At 43.4% G+C, this 16138-nt stretch carries 13 protein-coding genes and 1 other RNA gene; 4 read left to right on the top strand and 10 right to left on the bottom strand.

What is annotated here, in order from left to right; all coding sequences use genetic code 11:
• Positions 1-19 precede the first annotated feature (19 nt).
• The 9 genes from murD to rsmI form a co-directional block, all read right to left on the bottom strand.
• Positions 20-1387, bottom strand: a complete 1368-nt coding sequence (gene murD / locus HC723_RS10615) for a UDP-N-acetylmuramoyl-L-alanine--D-glutamate ligase (RefSeq protein ID WP_190339040.1) — start codon at positions 1385-1387, stop codon at positions 20-22.
• Between the two features lie 40 nt (positions 1388-1427).
• A complete protein-coding gene (mraY, locus tag HC723_RS10620; protein WP_153446071.1) occupies positions 1428-2510 on the bottom strand; it encodes a phospho-N-acetylmuramoyl-pentapeptide-transferase in 1083 nt (360 codons plus the stop codon).
• A complete protein-coding gene (locus HC723_RS10625; protein ID WP_190339041.1) occupies positions 2507-3970 on the bottom strand; it encodes a UDP-N-acetylmuramoyl-tripeptide--D-alanyl-D-alanine ligase in 1464 nt (487 codons plus the stop codon). Before HC723_RS10625 ends, mraY begins: the two co-directional genes overlap by 4 nt.
• A complete protein-coding gene (murE, locus tag HC723_RS10630) occupies positions 3967-5493 on the bottom strand; it encodes a UDP-N-acetylmuramoyl-L-alanyl-D-glutamate--2,6-diaminopimelate ligase (protein ID WP_190339042.1) in 1527 nt (508 codons plus the stop codon). The genes HC723_RS10625 and murE overlap by 4 nt, the downstream gene beginning before the upstream one ends.
• Before the next feature lie 2 nt (positions 5494-5495).
• The gene (locus HC723_RS10635) at positions 5496-7247 is read right to left on the bottom strand and encodes a penicillin-binding transpeptidase domain-containing protein (protein WP_190339043.1); all 1752 of its coding nucleotides are present in this window, start codon (positions 7245-7247) and stop codon (positions 5496-5498) included.
• Positions 7244-7564, bottom strand: coding sequence for a cell division protein FtsL (gene ftsL / locus HC723_RS10640; protein WP_153446064.1), 321 nt, complete (start codon positions 7562-7564; stop codon positions 7244-7246). Before ftsL ends, HC723_RS10635 begins: the two co-directional genes overlap by 4 nt.
• 2 nt (positions 7565-7566) lie before the next feature.
• On the bottom strand, positions 7567-8556 hold the full coding sequence (rsmH, locus tag HC723_RS10645) for a 16S rRNA (cytosine(1402)-N(4))-methyltransferase RsmH (RefSeq protein WP_153446062.1): 990 nt from the start codon (positions 8554-8556) through the stop codon (positions 7567-7569).
• 437 nt (positions 8557-8993) lie between these two features.
• An RNA gene (gene rnpB / locus HC723_RS10650) (RNase P RNA component class A) lies at positions 8994-9430 on the bottom strand.
• Positions 9431-9495: 65 nt separating this feature from the next.
• On the bottom strand, positions 9496-10362 hold the full coding sequence (rsmI, locus tag HC723_RS10655) for a 16S rRNA (cytidine(1402)-2'-O)-methyltransferase (RefSeq protein WP_153446060.1): 867 nt from the start codon (positions 10360-10362) through the stop codon (positions 9496-9498).
• Positions 10363-10439: 77 nt separating this feature from the next.
• Here rsmI and HC723_RS10660 point away from each other — a divergent pair, with 77 nt between their 5' ends.
• The 4 genes from HC723_RS10660 (at position 10440) to HC723_RS10675 (ending at position 14328) form a co-directional block, all read left to right on the top strand.
• On the top strand, positions 10440-12287 hold the full coding sequence (locus tag HC723_RS10660; protein ID WP_190339044.1) for a penicillin-binding protein activator: 1848 nt from the start codon (positions 10440-10442) through the stop codon (positions 12285-12287).
• Positions 12244-12639 carry a YraN family protein gene (locus HC723_RS10665; RefSeq protein ID WP_190339045.1) on the top strand — a complete coding sequence of 132 codons (396 nt, stop codon included), beginning with the start codon at positions 12244-12246 and terminating at the stop codon, positions 12637-12639. The genes HC723_RS10660 and HC723_RS10665 overlap by 44 nt, the downstream gene beginning before the upstream one ends.
• Positions 12640-12642: 3 nt before the next feature.
• Positions 12643-13233: a phosphoheptose isomerase gene (locus tag HC723_RS10670; protein WP_153448104.1), complete on the top strand. Its 591-nt coding sequence runs from the start codon at positions 12643-12645 to the stop codon at positions 13231-13233.
• Between the two features lie 144 nt (positions 13234-13377).
• Entirely contained in the window at positions 13378-14328 is a 951-nt protein-coding gene (locus HC723_RS10675; RefSeq protein WP_190339046.1) for a GGDEF domain-containing protein, read from the top strand.
• A 58-nt stretch (positions 14329-14386) separates the two neighbouring features.
• On the opposite strand, the gene HC723_RS10680 is transcribed toward HC723_RS10675, so the two are convergent.
• Complete coding sequence (locus HC723_RS10680) at positions 14387-15892, bottom strand: EAL domain-containing protein (protein ID WP_190339047.1); 1506 nt, start codon at positions 15890-15892, stop codon at positions 14387-14389.
• Between the last annotated feature and the right edge of the window lie 246 nt (positions 15893-16138).

The following is a 16138-nucleotide window of genomic DNA, read 5'->3' on the forward strand; positions in this document are numbered from 1 at the left end:
GCATTAACCAGAATCAAAATCAAAGCTTCGCGTAGTGCAAAGCTAACTGAGTAAAGGCATCGCCACGCGCCATAAAATTACGGTATTGATCAAAACTGGCACAAGCCGGAGATAACATAACCGCATCACCCGACTTTAAACTTGGCGCTATCGCCGCGATGGCTTGATCAATATTATCCCAGCGCAGAGCTGAAGGGTGAAGGGGCATAAACTGATCGCCATCTTGTCCAAAACAATGCAATTGAACATTAAGAGTCGCTAATACTGGCGCAAGGTCGGAGAAATCCGCCCCTTTTCCCACACCACCCACTAATAGATGTAAACAGCCATCAAGCTGTAAGCCAGACAAAGCGGCAAGCGTACTGGCAACATTAGTGGCTTTAGAATCATTGATCCATTTCACTCCGCCATTATCGGCAACTAACTGGCATCGATGTGTTAGCCCTGCGTAAGCTTTTAACGCGGAAAATGTATCTTTTAATGTCACACCAACACAATCGAGCAACGCCAGTGCCACTAACGCATTACTGAGATTATGCCGACCGACTAAACTGAGTTCATCAACCGCCAATAATGCTTGGCCATTTTTAGCCAGAAATTCACAACTCTTTTCTTTTGATGAATCAATCATTTGGATTAAACCAAATTCAACATCATCAAAACCAAAGCTAATAGTGTCGATGTTTGGATTGACTGCGGATTCGGGATAAGTGGCTTTATCATCTCGATTCACAATCGCAGTTTGAGCATGCTTAAAAATACGTTGTTTGGCTAAGCCATAATCTGTCATGCCACCAGGATAGCGATCCATGTGATCTTCAGACAAGTTCAAATACGCTGCCGCTACTAACTCAAGGCTAGAGGTGGTTTCTAATTGAAAACTCGACAATTCGAGTACATACAGCTCGCAGTCTTGTTGCAACAGCTCTAATGCTGGCACGCCAATATTACCGCCCACACCGACATTGATACCGGCCGCTTTGGCTAATACACCGGTTAAATCGGTCACCGTGCTTTTACCATTGGAACCTGTGATCGCCACCACTGGCGCATTCACCGCCCAAGCAAATAGCTCAATATCACCTACCACCGGAATATCTTTGGCTAGCGCCGCTTGAATTTCAGCTGTGGCTAATGCGATACCAGGGTTAGTCACAATCAAATCAGCCTCAAGCAACCATTGTGGTTGCCAACTGCCAATATGAGTTGCAATCGAATCATCAAGCTCGTCTAAACCAGGAGGCGTAGTACGGGTATCAATCACTTTTATGGTGAGATTGTAAGGGAGTGCTTGTAGATGCTTAACCACCGATAAACCAGTGATACCAAGGCCAACCACAACCACTTGTTGTATACCTTGCCAGTGTGATGCTTGAGCATTCGACATCGCGCTTAATCCCTTAACTTAAAGTAATATAAAAATGATATTAACGAATTTTTAATGTCGCTAAACCAATCAATACCAAGATCATTGAGATGATCCAAAAACGCACGATAACACGCGGCTCTGGCCAACCTTTTAATTCGTAGTGGTGATGGATCGGAGCCATACGGAAAATGCGTTGACCACGTAATTTATACGAACCCACTTGCAAAATAACCGACAAGGTTTCCATTACAAATACCCCGCCCATGATCACCAAGACAAATTCTTGACGAACCAAAACCGCAATCGTACCTAATGCGCCGCCTAATGCTAACGAACCAACATCGCCCATAAAGACTTGCGCAGGGTAAGTGTTAAACCATAAGAAACCTAAGCCCGCACCAACAATCGCAGTACACACCACCACGAGTTCACTGGCATGAGGAATATAAGGAATATGTAAATATTCAGAAAAGTTTACATTACCGGTCGCCCATGCAATAACCGCAAAGCCAGCCGCAACAAATACGGTTGGCATGATCGCAAGGCCATCTAAACCATCGGTTAAGTTCACCGCATTACTGGTTCCAACAATAACAAAATAGGTTAATACGATATACATTAAGCCAAGTTGTGGCATAACATCTTTAAAGAAAGGCACAACCAACAATGTCGCAGAGGTATCTTTACCAATGGCGTATAAAGCAAAGGCAACCCCAAGCGCGATCACTGACTGCCAAAAATATTTCCAACGGGCAATCAAACCATCAGTATTTTTATGTACTACTTTGCGATAATCATCAACAAAACCCACAATGCCATAACCAATCAACACAGCTAAAACCGCCCACACATAAGGGTTAGACAAGTCTGCCCATAATAATACCGTGATTGAAATGGATGCTAAGATCATCACCCCGCCCATGGTTGGGGTGCCGCGCTTACTAAAGTGAGATTCTGGCCCGTCGTTACGCACCACTTGGCCAATCTGTAAAAGTTGTAAACGTCGGATAAGTTTAGGTCCCATCCATAGCGATAACACTAAGGCGGTAATAATGCTTAAAATTGCGCGAAATGAAAGATATTCAAATAAGCGAAAAAAAGAATAATATGGCTGCAATAACTCTGATAGCCAAATGATCATGCGTAGTTCTCCTTTAAAGCAGCGACAACCAAACTCATTTGAGAGCTATGTGCTCCCTTGATCAGTAAAGTATGTTTAGATTCTGCTTGTTCCTCTATTGATAGAGGGTTAGTTAATGGTTGTGTTGCTGCTGTTTGAATATCGCGTTTTTGAATATCCGTGTTTAAATGCTTAATAATAAACTCAATCATAGCGGTATGTGAGGTAAAATGCCGACTACAAGTGTGCTCATTATGACAAACTTGGCTAATTATCGCGGTATCCTCTCCAAAAGTAAGGACATAGTCAAAATTAAATTGCGCCGCATGCTCGCCGACTTGACGATGCAGTGCAACACTTTCTTGCCCTAATTCCGCCATAAAACCCAAGATCAACCAGCGCTTACCAGAATAATTAGCCAGTAAGTCCACCGCCGCATTCATGGCTGGAACGCTGGCATTGTAGCTATCATCGATTAAGCGGATGTTATCAGTCAGTTCAATCGCTTCCACTCGTCCTGATACATTGGTTGAAGTTTGCAGACCCTGAACAATCTCATCTAAGCTCGCGCCAACTTGGGTCGCCATCGCTGCTGCGGCTAAGCCATTGGCAACATTATGCTGACCAATCATAGGTAATAAAACCTTGGCACGACCTTGTGGAGACACTAAAGTAAAGCTTGCTTGACCATTGTCTTGCATCTGAATATCTTGGGCAAAAAAGTCAGCTTGTGGTTTTTTTTCAGAAAAAGTCACTACGTTTTTATCGCTCAGCGTGGCTTGCCAATGTTCTAAACCATTGCTGTCGAGATTAATAATCGCAGTACCACCAGATGGCAAACCTTGGAAAATTTCACCTTTGGCTTTTGCAACCCCATCTATCGAGCCAAAGCCCTCCAAATGCGCCGCCGCAACATTATTGACTAACGCCACACTCGGTTTCACTAATTGGGTGGTGTAAGCAATTTCACCTAAATGATTCGCACCGAGCTCAATCACGGCATAATCGTCATTGGTTTGACTGCGTAATAAGGTTAATGGCACCCCAATTTCATTATTAAAATTACCATTGGTGGCCAGTACTTGCCCTTTTTGCTTTAAAATCGCCGCTAACATTTCTTTAACCGTGGTTTTACCGCAACTGCCAGTTAATGCCAGTGTTTGAGCGTGAGATTGCTGCTGCATCCAAGCGCCCAGTAAGCCCAGTGCGATTTGAGTATCTTCTACCACCACTTGTGCAATTGGCAGATCTAATGACTTTGAAGCCAATAGTCCAGCGGCTTGATTATCCAACGCTTGCTGACAGAAATCGTGTGCATCAAAACGCTCACCAATTAATGCCACAAATAAAGCACCAGCTTCCACCTGACGAGTATCGGTGGTGACAGAGGTAATTTGAATGCTCGCACTCGTTTGAGCATCATGCCCGACTAAGCGACCGCCAGTAATGTCTGCTAATTGTTGCAGAGAAAATGAAATCATAATGTCAGTCCTAATAACGCGCAGGCGGTTTCTCGGTCAGAATAATGAATGGTGTTATCACCAATGATTTGATAATCCTCATGCCCCTTGCCCGCCACTAAAATAATATCGCTATCACTTGCGTGTTGCAGCGCATATTCACACGCCTCAAAACGAGAATGGATAATGTTAATTACTTTAGGGTTAAGCGCACCTTGTAGCATATCAGCCACAATAAGGCTTGGGGCTTCGCTGCGAGGGTTATCATCGGTAATAATCGAATGATCTGCTAAACGCTCAGCGATTTCAGTCATCATCGGGCGCTTGCCAGTATCACGATCGCCACCACAACCAAAAATACACCACAACTTACCAGTGCAATGTACTCGTAATGCCATTAAGGCTTTTTCAAGTGCATCCGGTGTATGAGCGTAATCAATCACGATTTTCGCTTTCGGTTTGCTCGGTGATACCGCTTGATCATGAGCGTCAGGCTGAGCTTGAAATAACTCCATTCGTCCCACTACAGGCACTAATCTTTCGGCAACTGAAACCAATTGATTAAGTTCAAAACCTAAGCTTAATAAAGTTGCCAATGCCACCATCACGTTGTTGGCATTAAAATCGCCAATCAAAGGGGTGTCGAGTTGCGCCTTACCCCAATGTCCATCGAGTTCGATATGAATACCGCGCTCAGAATAAGTTACACTATTGGCCCAAAGCGCACGATGAGATGTTTGTAGTTGCTCGATTGGTAATAAAGAAACCGCTACCGCATTGGGCAGTTGAGCCAACCATTGCTGGCCGACACTGTCATCGGCATTAATAATTTGATGTTGACAATCATGGCGGTCAAATAATTGAAATTTCGCACGCGCATATTCTTGCATGCTGCCATGGTAATCTAAGTGATCACGACTTAAATTGGTAAACACACCCGCCGCAAAGTTCAGTGCTTTGACTCGCCCTTGCACTAAGCCGTGCGATGACACTTCAAGTGCCGCGTAGTCTGCGCCTTGTTGTTGGAATTGTGCCAACATTTGTTGAATTTCAATCGCGTTGCCAGTGGTATTGATCGCCGGTTGTAAATCATTTAAAAAACCATTACCAGTAGTGCCCATCACCGCCGCTTTTTTCCCAATTAAATCAACCCACTGGGCAATCAATTGAGAAATGGTGGTTTTGCCATTAGTACCGGTAATGCCGATCAATTGCATTGGCGCGTATTGATAAATTTGCGCCGCCAGAGCCGATAAACACTGACCAATATTGTCGAGGTAAATAACCGGAACTGTTTGTCGAAACTCAACCGTCGCATCAGGATATTGCTCGCTCGCATCGGCAATCACCGCCGCGCAGCCTAGTTCGATCGCTTTATCAATAAATCGACGTCCATCAACCGCATGGCCTTTGATCGCCACAAACACATCGCCATTAGTTACTTTTCGACTGTCTAATTGCAGTTGAGTTACCGCGACATCTTGCTCTGCGCTAAGTTCTAATTGCGCCCACGGTGCTAATAATGAGGTTAAAGTATGCGGCATGGTTATTCTCCTACCTCAGATTCGGGTGTAGCATCGGGGGTAACATTTAAGATCTGCAATGCGCCTTTCATAATTTCAGAGAATACAGGGCCGGCTACCGAACCGCCGTAGAATTGATCGCCTTGCGGTTCATTCACCACCACCACTAACGCCAAGCGTGGATTACTGATTGGGGCAATACCGGCGGTAAGCGCAACATATTGATCGCTATAACCACCTGCTTTCGCTTTACGAGAAGTACCAGTTTTAGCGCCCACACGATAACCTGGCACTTTGGCTTCAACTGCCGTACCGCCTTTATGCGTTACTTGCTCAAGCATATTGATCACGCGACGAGCCGCATCAGCATCGGCAGCGCGGAAAGATTTACCCGAACGATGACCGTCTTTTAAAATGTGCAATGGCATGTTGATACCCATATTGCCTAATGTGGCATAAGCATGCGCCAATTGCAGTGGCGTTACCGAGATACCATAACCAAACGCCAATGTGGCTTCTTCAAATGGTGACCAACGACGACGATCAGGGAAGATACCGGTCACTTCACCCGGCAATTGGGTGCCCGAAATATTACCAAAACCAACACCGCTATACATGCTGAGGACATCCCGTACATCCATGCGCAGCGCGATGGTCGCGATCCCGACGTTACTGGATTTTTTCAAAATAGTGGTGAGTGAGGCTTTACCGGCTTTTTCAGAATCTCGGACTCGGCTGCCACCAACTCGCATAATGCCATTACCAGTATCGATAATAGTATTTTTGTCGATAATGCCTTTATCCAAACCGGCCAGCATCACAAAAGGTTTCATGGTTGAGCCCGGTTCAATTGAATCGGTAATGGCGCGGTTTCTCATCCGAAAGCTTTGCAGTTGTTCTTTATTATTAGGGTTATAAGACGGTGCATTGACCATAGCAAGAATGTCGCCATTTTTGACATCGACTAATACCGCAGTTCCCGAAGTAGCACGGAAATCGGCTACTGCTTGTTTAATGGCGCGGTAAGCGATCGCTTGAACACGCTGATCTATCGTCAGTTGCAGCGGTTTACCCGGCTTTTGAGTTTGCAGTGAGATGTTTTCGACGACCCGACCAAAGCGGTCTTTACGAATAGTTCTTTTACCCGCTTCTCCAGTTAACCAATTATCATAACTTTTCTCTAAGCCTTCAAGACCGTGACCATCAATGCCAGTGACACCGATTATGTGTGCACTTACTTCGCCTGATGGGTAGAAACGGCGAGACTCATCTTTAAGCCCAATCCCCGGCAATTTTAGTTCACGCACATATTTAGACATCGCAGGGCTAACTTGGCGCTGTAAATAAATAAAGCGGCGGCGTTTGTTTTTTTCAATTTTGGCCACTAAACCTTTTTGATCTAGCCCTAAAACATTGGCTAACGCATACCAACGTTGTATTTCATCCAATCCATGCTCTTTAAAGATAGTGTAAGGATCTGCCCATACCGCTTGCACCGGAACACTTACCGCCAGCTGCTCACCATTGCGATCGGACACAATACCACGCGCAGTCGGGATCGCCTTAACTCGCACTGAGCGCATATTGGCCTGTTCAATTAATTGATCGGGTTGAATAACTTGAATATAAGCGGTACGGCCAATTAAAGTCAGTAGCGCTAAAACCACAAAACCCAGCACTAGGTTATAGCGCCAGGTAATCAGGATTGGAGTGTTTTTCTTCACAACACGTTTAGGTTGTTTTTTTTTCACTTTTTTGTTGGTTGGCTTTTTCATTTCAGGTTCACAATCACTTCTTTATCTGAATCCGGTCGTTTCATATCAAGATCTTTGATTGCGATCCGTTGAACTCGAGTATGCTCGGCAAGGGCGTTTTCTTCTAAGATCAGATTTCGCCATTGGCTGTCTAGTTTTTCTCGACTTTCGAGTAGGTTATCCCGTTGCGTAATTTGGCCTCGGGTTTGATAAGTAGTCAACACCACCCCAATTGACGTGGCAAAAATCAGCACCAACAACAATAATGGCAACTTACCGATCGACGATAAGTCATTCCATATTGCTCGAGGTAAACTAGGCGGAGTCTGAATAGTCATGTTTAATCTGTGCTGTCAGTGGCGGGTTTATCGAGCTTTTCAGCAATACGAAGCACTGAGCTGCGCGAGCGAGTATTCACATCGACTTCTGATTGAGTCGGTTTAATCGCTTTGCCTACGGTTTTCATATTGGCTGAGCCCAACAATTTAATTTGGTCTTCGGTCAGTGGTAGGCCATGCGGCACTTGTGGACCACGACTCTCACGGCGCATAAAGTGTTTTACCATGCGATCTTCTAACGAGTGAAAGCTGATCACCGATAAACGACCTTCTGGCGCTAGGATGGCCATCGCGCCTTTTAAGGCAAAATCAATTTCATCTAACTCACTATTAATAAAAATACGAATGGCTTGGAAACTGCGAGTGGCAGGGTGTTTCTTCTCTTTAAAATTCTTAGGCGCAACATCTGATATCAACTTAGCCAGTTGCCCAGTACGAGTTAATGGCGCTTTATCGGTATTTTCACGACATTCTTGTTGATAGGCCACAATCCCTTTAGCAATGCGACGCGCGTGTTTTTCTTCACCAAATTCACGAAGTACCCAAGTAATATCATCCAGATCGGCATCCGCTAACCATTGCGCAGCCGATTGTCCAGAGGTTGGATCCATACGCATATCAAGTGGGCCGTCTTTCATAAAGCTGAAACCGCGATCGGCATCATCAAGTTGCGGTGAAGACACACCAAGATCAAATAGCACACCATCAACCTTGCCGACTAAGTCATATTGCTCGGCGTAGCTTTCAATACCAGAAAATGGCCCATGCACAATGGTAAAACGAGGATCATCAATTTTGGCGGCTTCTGCAATCGCTTGTGGGTCGCGATCGATACTGTATAAGCGGCCGTTTTCACCCAAACGAGCTAAAATATTGCGGGTATGACCACCACGACCAAACGTACCATCAATGTAAATCCCATCTGGTTTAATGTTTAACCCATCGATGGATTCATTTAAAAGTACAGAAACGTGTTGAAAGGTATCGGTCATAGCAGTAATTAACTCAATTAATGATTAGTTGACTAGGATATTCATGTCACGCACTCAACGCAAGAAAAGAGCGGAGATATGACATGATTTACGCTAAGTTTATGTCAAATTAAATCAATTTGGTTAAACACAGGTAAAAACTGCCATTATTTTGGATGCAATATTTCAATCAGGTAGAAAAGCCATTATATGACTTAGAAACTTAATTCAATTTAAGGTAAATGAACTTAATCAACAAAGCTGCGACTGCAATTTCGCAGGCTATATACCCAAAGTAATTGAAGTTGCAGTGAGGCGGCAAGCAAACGAAGCCCCATGAGCTTAGCTTGCCTAAGTGATTGGGGTGACTTTGCGCAGCCAACAAAGCTGCAGCTTCAAGTAAGACGGCTATAGATAAAGAAAAACCCACCGCAGAGAGACTGCGGTGGGTTATCAATGAGTGGAGTTGACATCATAAGCCGGGTTCTGTTCCGCTTCCCTTCCTAAAAAGAAAAACGGTGATAGCCATTCGTCTAGGCCAGCAATCGCTCACTGGCTCGAGCAACCTACCCGCCCCCTTACGCGAGCAGCGCAATGTGAGGGCCTATTTGGTCTTGCTTCAGGTGGAGTTTACCCTGCTACGAACTGTTGCCAGACGCACGGTGCGCTCTTACCGCACCCTTTCACCCTTACCTGTGCTTATCTTCTCCCCGAAAGGATCGGAATTAAGCCATCGGCGGTCTTCTCTCTGCTGCACTTGTCGTGAGCTCACGCTCCCCAGGCGTTACCTGGCACCTTGCTCTATGAAGCCCGGACTTTCCTCCCCTCCGACAGTCTCCCTTGGTATTGCTACCAAAAAGGACATCAACGAAGCAGCGACTATCCAGTCAACTCCGCGGCGAATTATACGCAAACCACCTTGGAAGACAAGGCATTCCAGTATATTCTCATTACTATAATTTATTCTAGGTTCTCAAGCCCCCATTTATATAGAGCATTCTTCTTGAGATTATGGATTTCGGCCACTAATGCTGCTGCTTTTTTAAGCGGCAACTCTTTAACTAAAATGGTTAAAGTTCTTAATGCATCATCGGGGATCGCATCTTCTTGCTTCTCTTCACGGTAACCGTGAATAAGCAATACCATTTCGCCGCGCTTACGATTTGAGTCTTGCTCTATCCAGTCAATTAGCTCACCTAATGGCGCGCCATGAATAGTTTCAAAAGTCTTTGTTAACTCACGCGCAAGCACAACTTCACGCTCTGGACCTAAAATTTCGAGCATATCGGCCAAAGAATCGGTAATGCGATGTGGCGATTCATAGAAAATACAGGTACGTTCTGCTTTAATGATTTCTAATAATTTATCTTTTCGCCCTTTGCTTTTCGCTGGGAAAAAGCCTTCAAAACTAAAGCGATCAGACGGTAAACCCGAAGCACTTAACGCCGTGATCACTGCGCATGCGCCCGGTAATGGCACAACTTTAACCCCAGCTTGACGACATTTTGTCACTAAGTGATACCCTGGATCGCTGATCAAAGGGGTTCCCGCATCGGACACTAATGCGATAGAATCACCGGCGAGGACTTTTTCAACTAAAACTTGCGCTTTTTGCTGTTCGTTATGATCATGTAAAGCATAAGTTTTGGTTGCTATGCCAAAATGCGATAACAATCGACCTGTATGTCTTGTATCTTCTGCTGCAATCAGGTCAACTTGGTGTAAAATCTCTAATGACCGTTGGGTAATATCGCCAAGATTACCAATTGGCGTTGGGACAATGTATAAGGCAGGATGCTCTAAAAGAGCGGTTTTGTTATCTATCATTTGTTTACCATCACTTGAGCGATTAATATAGAGACTATCTTTCACATGACTATCTTACAAACTAAGAATAAGAACGCATGAAAATTATGAATCACAAGAGCTTCAGTGTATCACGCTTATTTACTTCAATTGTATTGATGTTCATTCTAGCGGCATGTTCTTCCAACCCGAACGAGGGAAAGGTTGATATCACCACAGCCCCAAGTCAGAGTTCAAAAGCCTACTTAACTCAAGCTCAATCGCTTGAAGTGGCGCAGCAAACCGACTGGTTGATCATGGCCTTAAAAGCCGATGTGGTTGAACAAAACTACGACGCAGGTAAAGCCTTGGTAACTCGTTTAGGCAAACTGCCATTAAATGAAAGCCAACAAGCAGAATGGCAAATCGCCCGCGCACAAATGTTAGCGACCACCGATAGCTCTGATGCCGCATTGAAAATTTTAAATTTCAAACCACAGTGGAAACTGGCCGATAATCAATGGGCTCGCTACCATACTTTGCGTGCACAATGGCTTGAAGATGGCAAAGACTTCTTTAATGCCGATCGTGAATTAATTGCATTAAAAGCCTCTCAATCAATCGCCAGTCAAGCACCAGCTGATATCACTGCTATTAATCAACGTATTTGGGCCAACTTAAATCAATATTCTGCTGAAGAAATTGTGCAACTTAACGCGCAAGATAACGAAGTTGAATTGCAAGGTTGGTTGTATGTTGCGGTTGAAATGAAAACCAAAATACACGATCCAATGAAACTGCAGAGTGACCTACAACAGTGGTTTGATGCCAACCCAAGCCAGGCAATTGTGTTAGATACGCCAGCTGATGTTCAAGCGATCCTTGATCTGAGTATTGTCGCGCCTAAAAATGTAGCACTATTACTACCATTAGGCGGAAAATATGAAAAGTCCGCTAAGCTTATTCGTGACGGTTTTATTCATGCGATGACGGATGATAGCAGCCGTGATCCTGCGTTTACTATGACGGTATATGATACGTCAAACACCGATATGGCGGCAATTTATCAACAAATGCAAACCGATAAAATTGATTTCATTGTCGGCCCATTAATTAAAGATAATGTTGAAAAACTACAAGATATCGATGATGGTGCGATTCCAATGCTGGCGCTTAACTTCCCTGATCAAGCGGAAGAAGGTATGCAAGTTTGTTACCTAACCTTATCGCCTGAACAAGAAGCTGCACAGGCAGCAAAACACTTATTTGAAAATGGTTTTAAATACCCATTAGTCCTTGCTCCGAAAGGAACATTAGGAACTCGTATCACCGATGCCTTTAATACCGCATGGGCGAAATACAGCAATACTCCAACCGCCACTCAAGCTTTTGGTGACCGCGCTGAATTACAAGCCAATGTTAATAAAGCGTTTGGTTTAACTGAAAGCCAAGTGCGTATCAATCAAATCAAACAAATTGCTTATATGGACCTAGAGACGGAAGCTCGCAGCCGTCGTGATATCGACTCGGTTTACATTGCCGCGTCTCGTTCACAGTTAACGCTAATCAAACCATTTATTGAAGTGGCGATTAACCCCGATGCTAAACCGCCTAAATTGTTCTCCAATTCATTGAGCAACAACGGTAAAGTGCGTCAATATCAAGATGTTTCTGGTATTGTTTACAGTGATATTCCAATGTTAATTAACAAAGACGATGCGGCCGCCAAACAATATGACCAATTATGGCCAAACAGCAGTAACACTGAAAAACGTTTGCATGCATTAGGCATGGATTCTTATAGCTTAATCAACGCTCTACCTACCATGAAAGTGGTTCCAGGTTACCAAGCTAACGGTGAAACGGGCAAATTGAGCATTGATAGCAACTGTGTGGTGCAACGTGAATTAAGCTGGTCTGAGCATGAAGCTTTTCAGTCAAAGCAAGACAACGACGACCAACAATAAGCGAGCCATTGGCTCACAATACGAAACCTTGGCGAAACAATATTTAACTCGCCAAGGTTATCGATTTATTGCTGCCAACTTCAACACTCGATTGGGCGAAATTGATCTCATCATGCAAGATGGTGATACTTTCGTGTTTATTGAAGTCAAATATCGCAAACACAGTCATTATGGTCACGCCGCTGAAATGGTGACCTATGCCAAAAGCCAAAAGCTGATCAAGACCGCCATAATTTGGTTAAAGCAACAACGTCTGTCAGCCGAAACCACCTCATTTCGTTTTGATGTCATCGCCATTCAGCAACAAGGGCAAGACATTAACTGGATCAAAAATGCCATTACTCAAGGATAAATGATGCTCGACAGCATTAGTGACAGTTTTAAAGAAAGCATTCAAATTCAAATCGCCGCCGCAGAATCACTGCCAGATGTGATCACTCATGCCGCACAAGCCATGGTGAGCAGTTTACTTAATGGCAATAAAATTCTTTGCTGTGGTAATGGAGGCTCTGCTGCCAATGCACAGCAATTTGTTTCTTGTCTACTTAATCGCTTTGAAACTGAACGCCCAAGTCTTCCTGCTATGGCGCTCACTGCCGACAATATTTCGCAAACCGCGATCGCAAATGACTACCAATATGAAGAGGTATTCTCTAAGCAAGTGCGCGCTTTTGGCCAAGTTGGTGATGTGTTAATAGCGATTTCAACCAGTGGTAACAGTGGCAATGTGATCAAAGCCGTTGAGGCCGCCGTCACCCGTGATATGACCATTATTGCCTTTACCGGTAAAGACGGTGGCGAACTGGCCGGCTTACTCGGTGAATCGGATGTTGAGATCCGTATTCCATCCCATCGCACCGCTCGTATTCATGAAGTCCACATGCTCACTCTGCATTGCTTGTGCGATTTAATTGATCAAGTGATTTTTCCTTCGCACGAAGGGTAAGTTTGACAATCTTACTAAACGAATAAAAAGCGATTGGCGTTCGAATCTTGTAAGCTCATTAGATAATTTCAAAAGGATATTGATATGTCTCATTCAGAATAAGTTCAAATACTTACGGTGCTATCTCGCTTGCATAGGGAAGTATTGAAACTCACAGATTATGATGAGATTTTACGCCAATCCTTAACGATCATACTCGACGAATCTAAGTGGGATTTTGCTTGTGTGACCCCCCTTTCAGAAGGAAAGGAAGTTGCAACGCCTTTGTGTTTTATCGGACCTGACGGTGAAATCCCCGCAATTGAATTTGATGTATTTGGAACCCCTTGCCAGCGAGTCGTCAAGCAAGATGATGTGGTTTATTATTCCGATATGAGTGAGGTCTTTGTCGATGATAGCGCCATATTGTCACTCCAAGTGCAAAGCTATATTGGAATGGTTTATTACATCGGAGGTAAACCACTCGGTCATGTTTTTCTGATGTCAAAGAAGAATTATAACCGCCAAGCACAACAACAAATTGCGTGGATTTTACGTTTGCTAAGCCTGTTTATTGGCTCAAGAGTGGAACTCATCCAAAAAAGTTGTGAGTTAAGTGAAGAACGTCGAATGGCGACCACCGATCCCTTAACCTCATTGCTTAACCGTCGAGCATTCAACAATGATATTGATCGGGTGATAGCGCTCAACAAAAGAAAGTCATTAACAGATGGCCTGCTCGTCATGTTCGATATTGATGGCTTAAAAGCCGTTAACGATAACTTAGGGCATCAAGTCGGAGATGATTTGATTTGTTTTATCGCACAACTCATTCGTCACGGAGTTCGTATAGAAGATCAGGTTTATCGCTTAGGTGGCGATGAATTTGCAGTGCTATTTACCGGCAATGCCATAAAAGCAAAAGCCATGCTCACTACTCGTATTGATGAATGGCATCAACTCATCAAACAAAGTCAATTTAAATCCAGTGGGTTAAGTTTAGGCATGGCTTTGCTGTCAGAAGTCGAGGGTGAAAAGAAAGCCTGGATACATTTAGCGGATACTCGATTATACCAAAATAAATTAGCGAATAAGTCTATATCTGAAAAGGCTTGAACATCATGTGACGTTCTAGCTTTTATTGAGCACCACACTTCAAATAACAGCAAGAAAGCTAGATCGTTTGCAAAAATTGCTTTAACGGTTCGGGTTTATGATAGTAATAGCCCTGAATTAATTGAACCCCTCTTTTGCTCAAATATTGAGATTGCTCTAGCGTTTCAACTCCCTCGGCTACCACTGAGACCTCAAGTTTTTGAGACAAATCCAAGATATTATCAATCAGCGCGAGACTCATAGAGTTGTCGGGATAGCCATCAACAAAACACTTATCAATTTTCAGTGTGTCAAATTTTAAGTCTCGAAGAATTTCTAGTCCTGAGTATCCGGTACCAAAATCATCAATGGCTAATTTAATGCCATGCGAATGCAACTCTTTGATGATAGCTTTGGTATTAGCATCATTGGTAATAATCTCACGTTCGGTGAGCTCAAGTACCAAAATAATATTTTTCAAACTTGGGTGTTCAGTAATACGTAAACAAGATTCGACAAGATCTTGGGAGTACTTAGCGGTTAAGTGCAGAGATGTGATATTGACACTTAAATGAAAGTCATTTGGTAACTTTTTATGATGGATTAAGCAGGTATCATACACATCCGATAATAAATCTAAGGTCATAGGAACAATCAAACCTGAACGTTCGGCAGTAGGGATAAATTGATCGGGACTAATAAGTCTTTGCTTATATTGCCAGCGCATCAGTATTTCGCAGCCAACCACACGACCTTCTGGATCAACAAAGGCTTGAGCGAATGGTGTAAATTGTTTGCTATAAATGCCTTTGCGGATAGCGCATCGTAATACCAGATTGTCGCCATATCGAAAATAACTCAATGCCGTCAATAATGAGAAAAGAAAGATTGACCACACAATGATCGCATTATATTTAACTAGCATTATGCCATACTCAATCGCATTAATATTGGCACTGACCGAATAGCCAAAACGTTTGGAATGAACGATGAAATTATCATGATTTGGTTCACTGGTTAATTGTCCCTCATCGCTTAACCAGCGGTCTTTCACATTGATATGAAATGCATGTTTCATATCAAGCAATTGAATAACGTCAAGTAATGCGCTGCCTTGCATAGTAGCAGTCACTCGAAAGTGATCTTTACTTTTCGAGACCAAAACAATGGCCTGACCTGGCACGGTAAATCGTGAAGTAATAAGCGCTAGCGGTTTATCGTTTAACTTGTATTTTGTCACTCCTATATTACGCTCAATGGAAGAGCAGATGATGCTTTGTCCCTGCATAATATTAATCGATTGGATACTGTGGAACTGCAGTAATACATTATCAATGATATCGCTGTCTTTTTTACAGTCGGCTGTCACTTGGTGAAGGATGCGATCAACCACCATATTTGCGTTAGTAATTTGCCTGTCTAATACATTGGTAGCAATGATAAGTTCATTGAAAATCTCATCGCGGCGGTTTTGCCACGATTGGAAGAAAAAAATCGCGAATATAGTACATAAAAAGAACATGAATAAAACGGTACACTGAGTCAATTTAAGTCGTAAAAACGGGTTTGAACGCGATCGAAACATAATCATGCCTATTATTATTGGTTGCACACTCAACAAAACATAGCTTTATTGAGTGATTATATCATACTTCCTTGATTTGGTGGGAGTTTAATCTAAATTAAATGGTATATGGTGGAAATGTTGTAAGCGTTCACCAGCACCCTATTGACAGGCGAATGTGACGATCATCACTTGATCTACAATTGCCTATTGAACGATCCTTTTTATGCTTCATTATCTTCACATGAGCAGAAAAAAAGAACCTAA

The organism is Vibrio sp. S11_S32 (genome assembly GCF_014694465.1).
Taxonomy (GTDB): domain Bacteria; phylum Pseudomonadota; class Gammaproteobacteria; order Enterobacterales; family Vibrionaceae; genus Vibrio; species Vibrio algicola.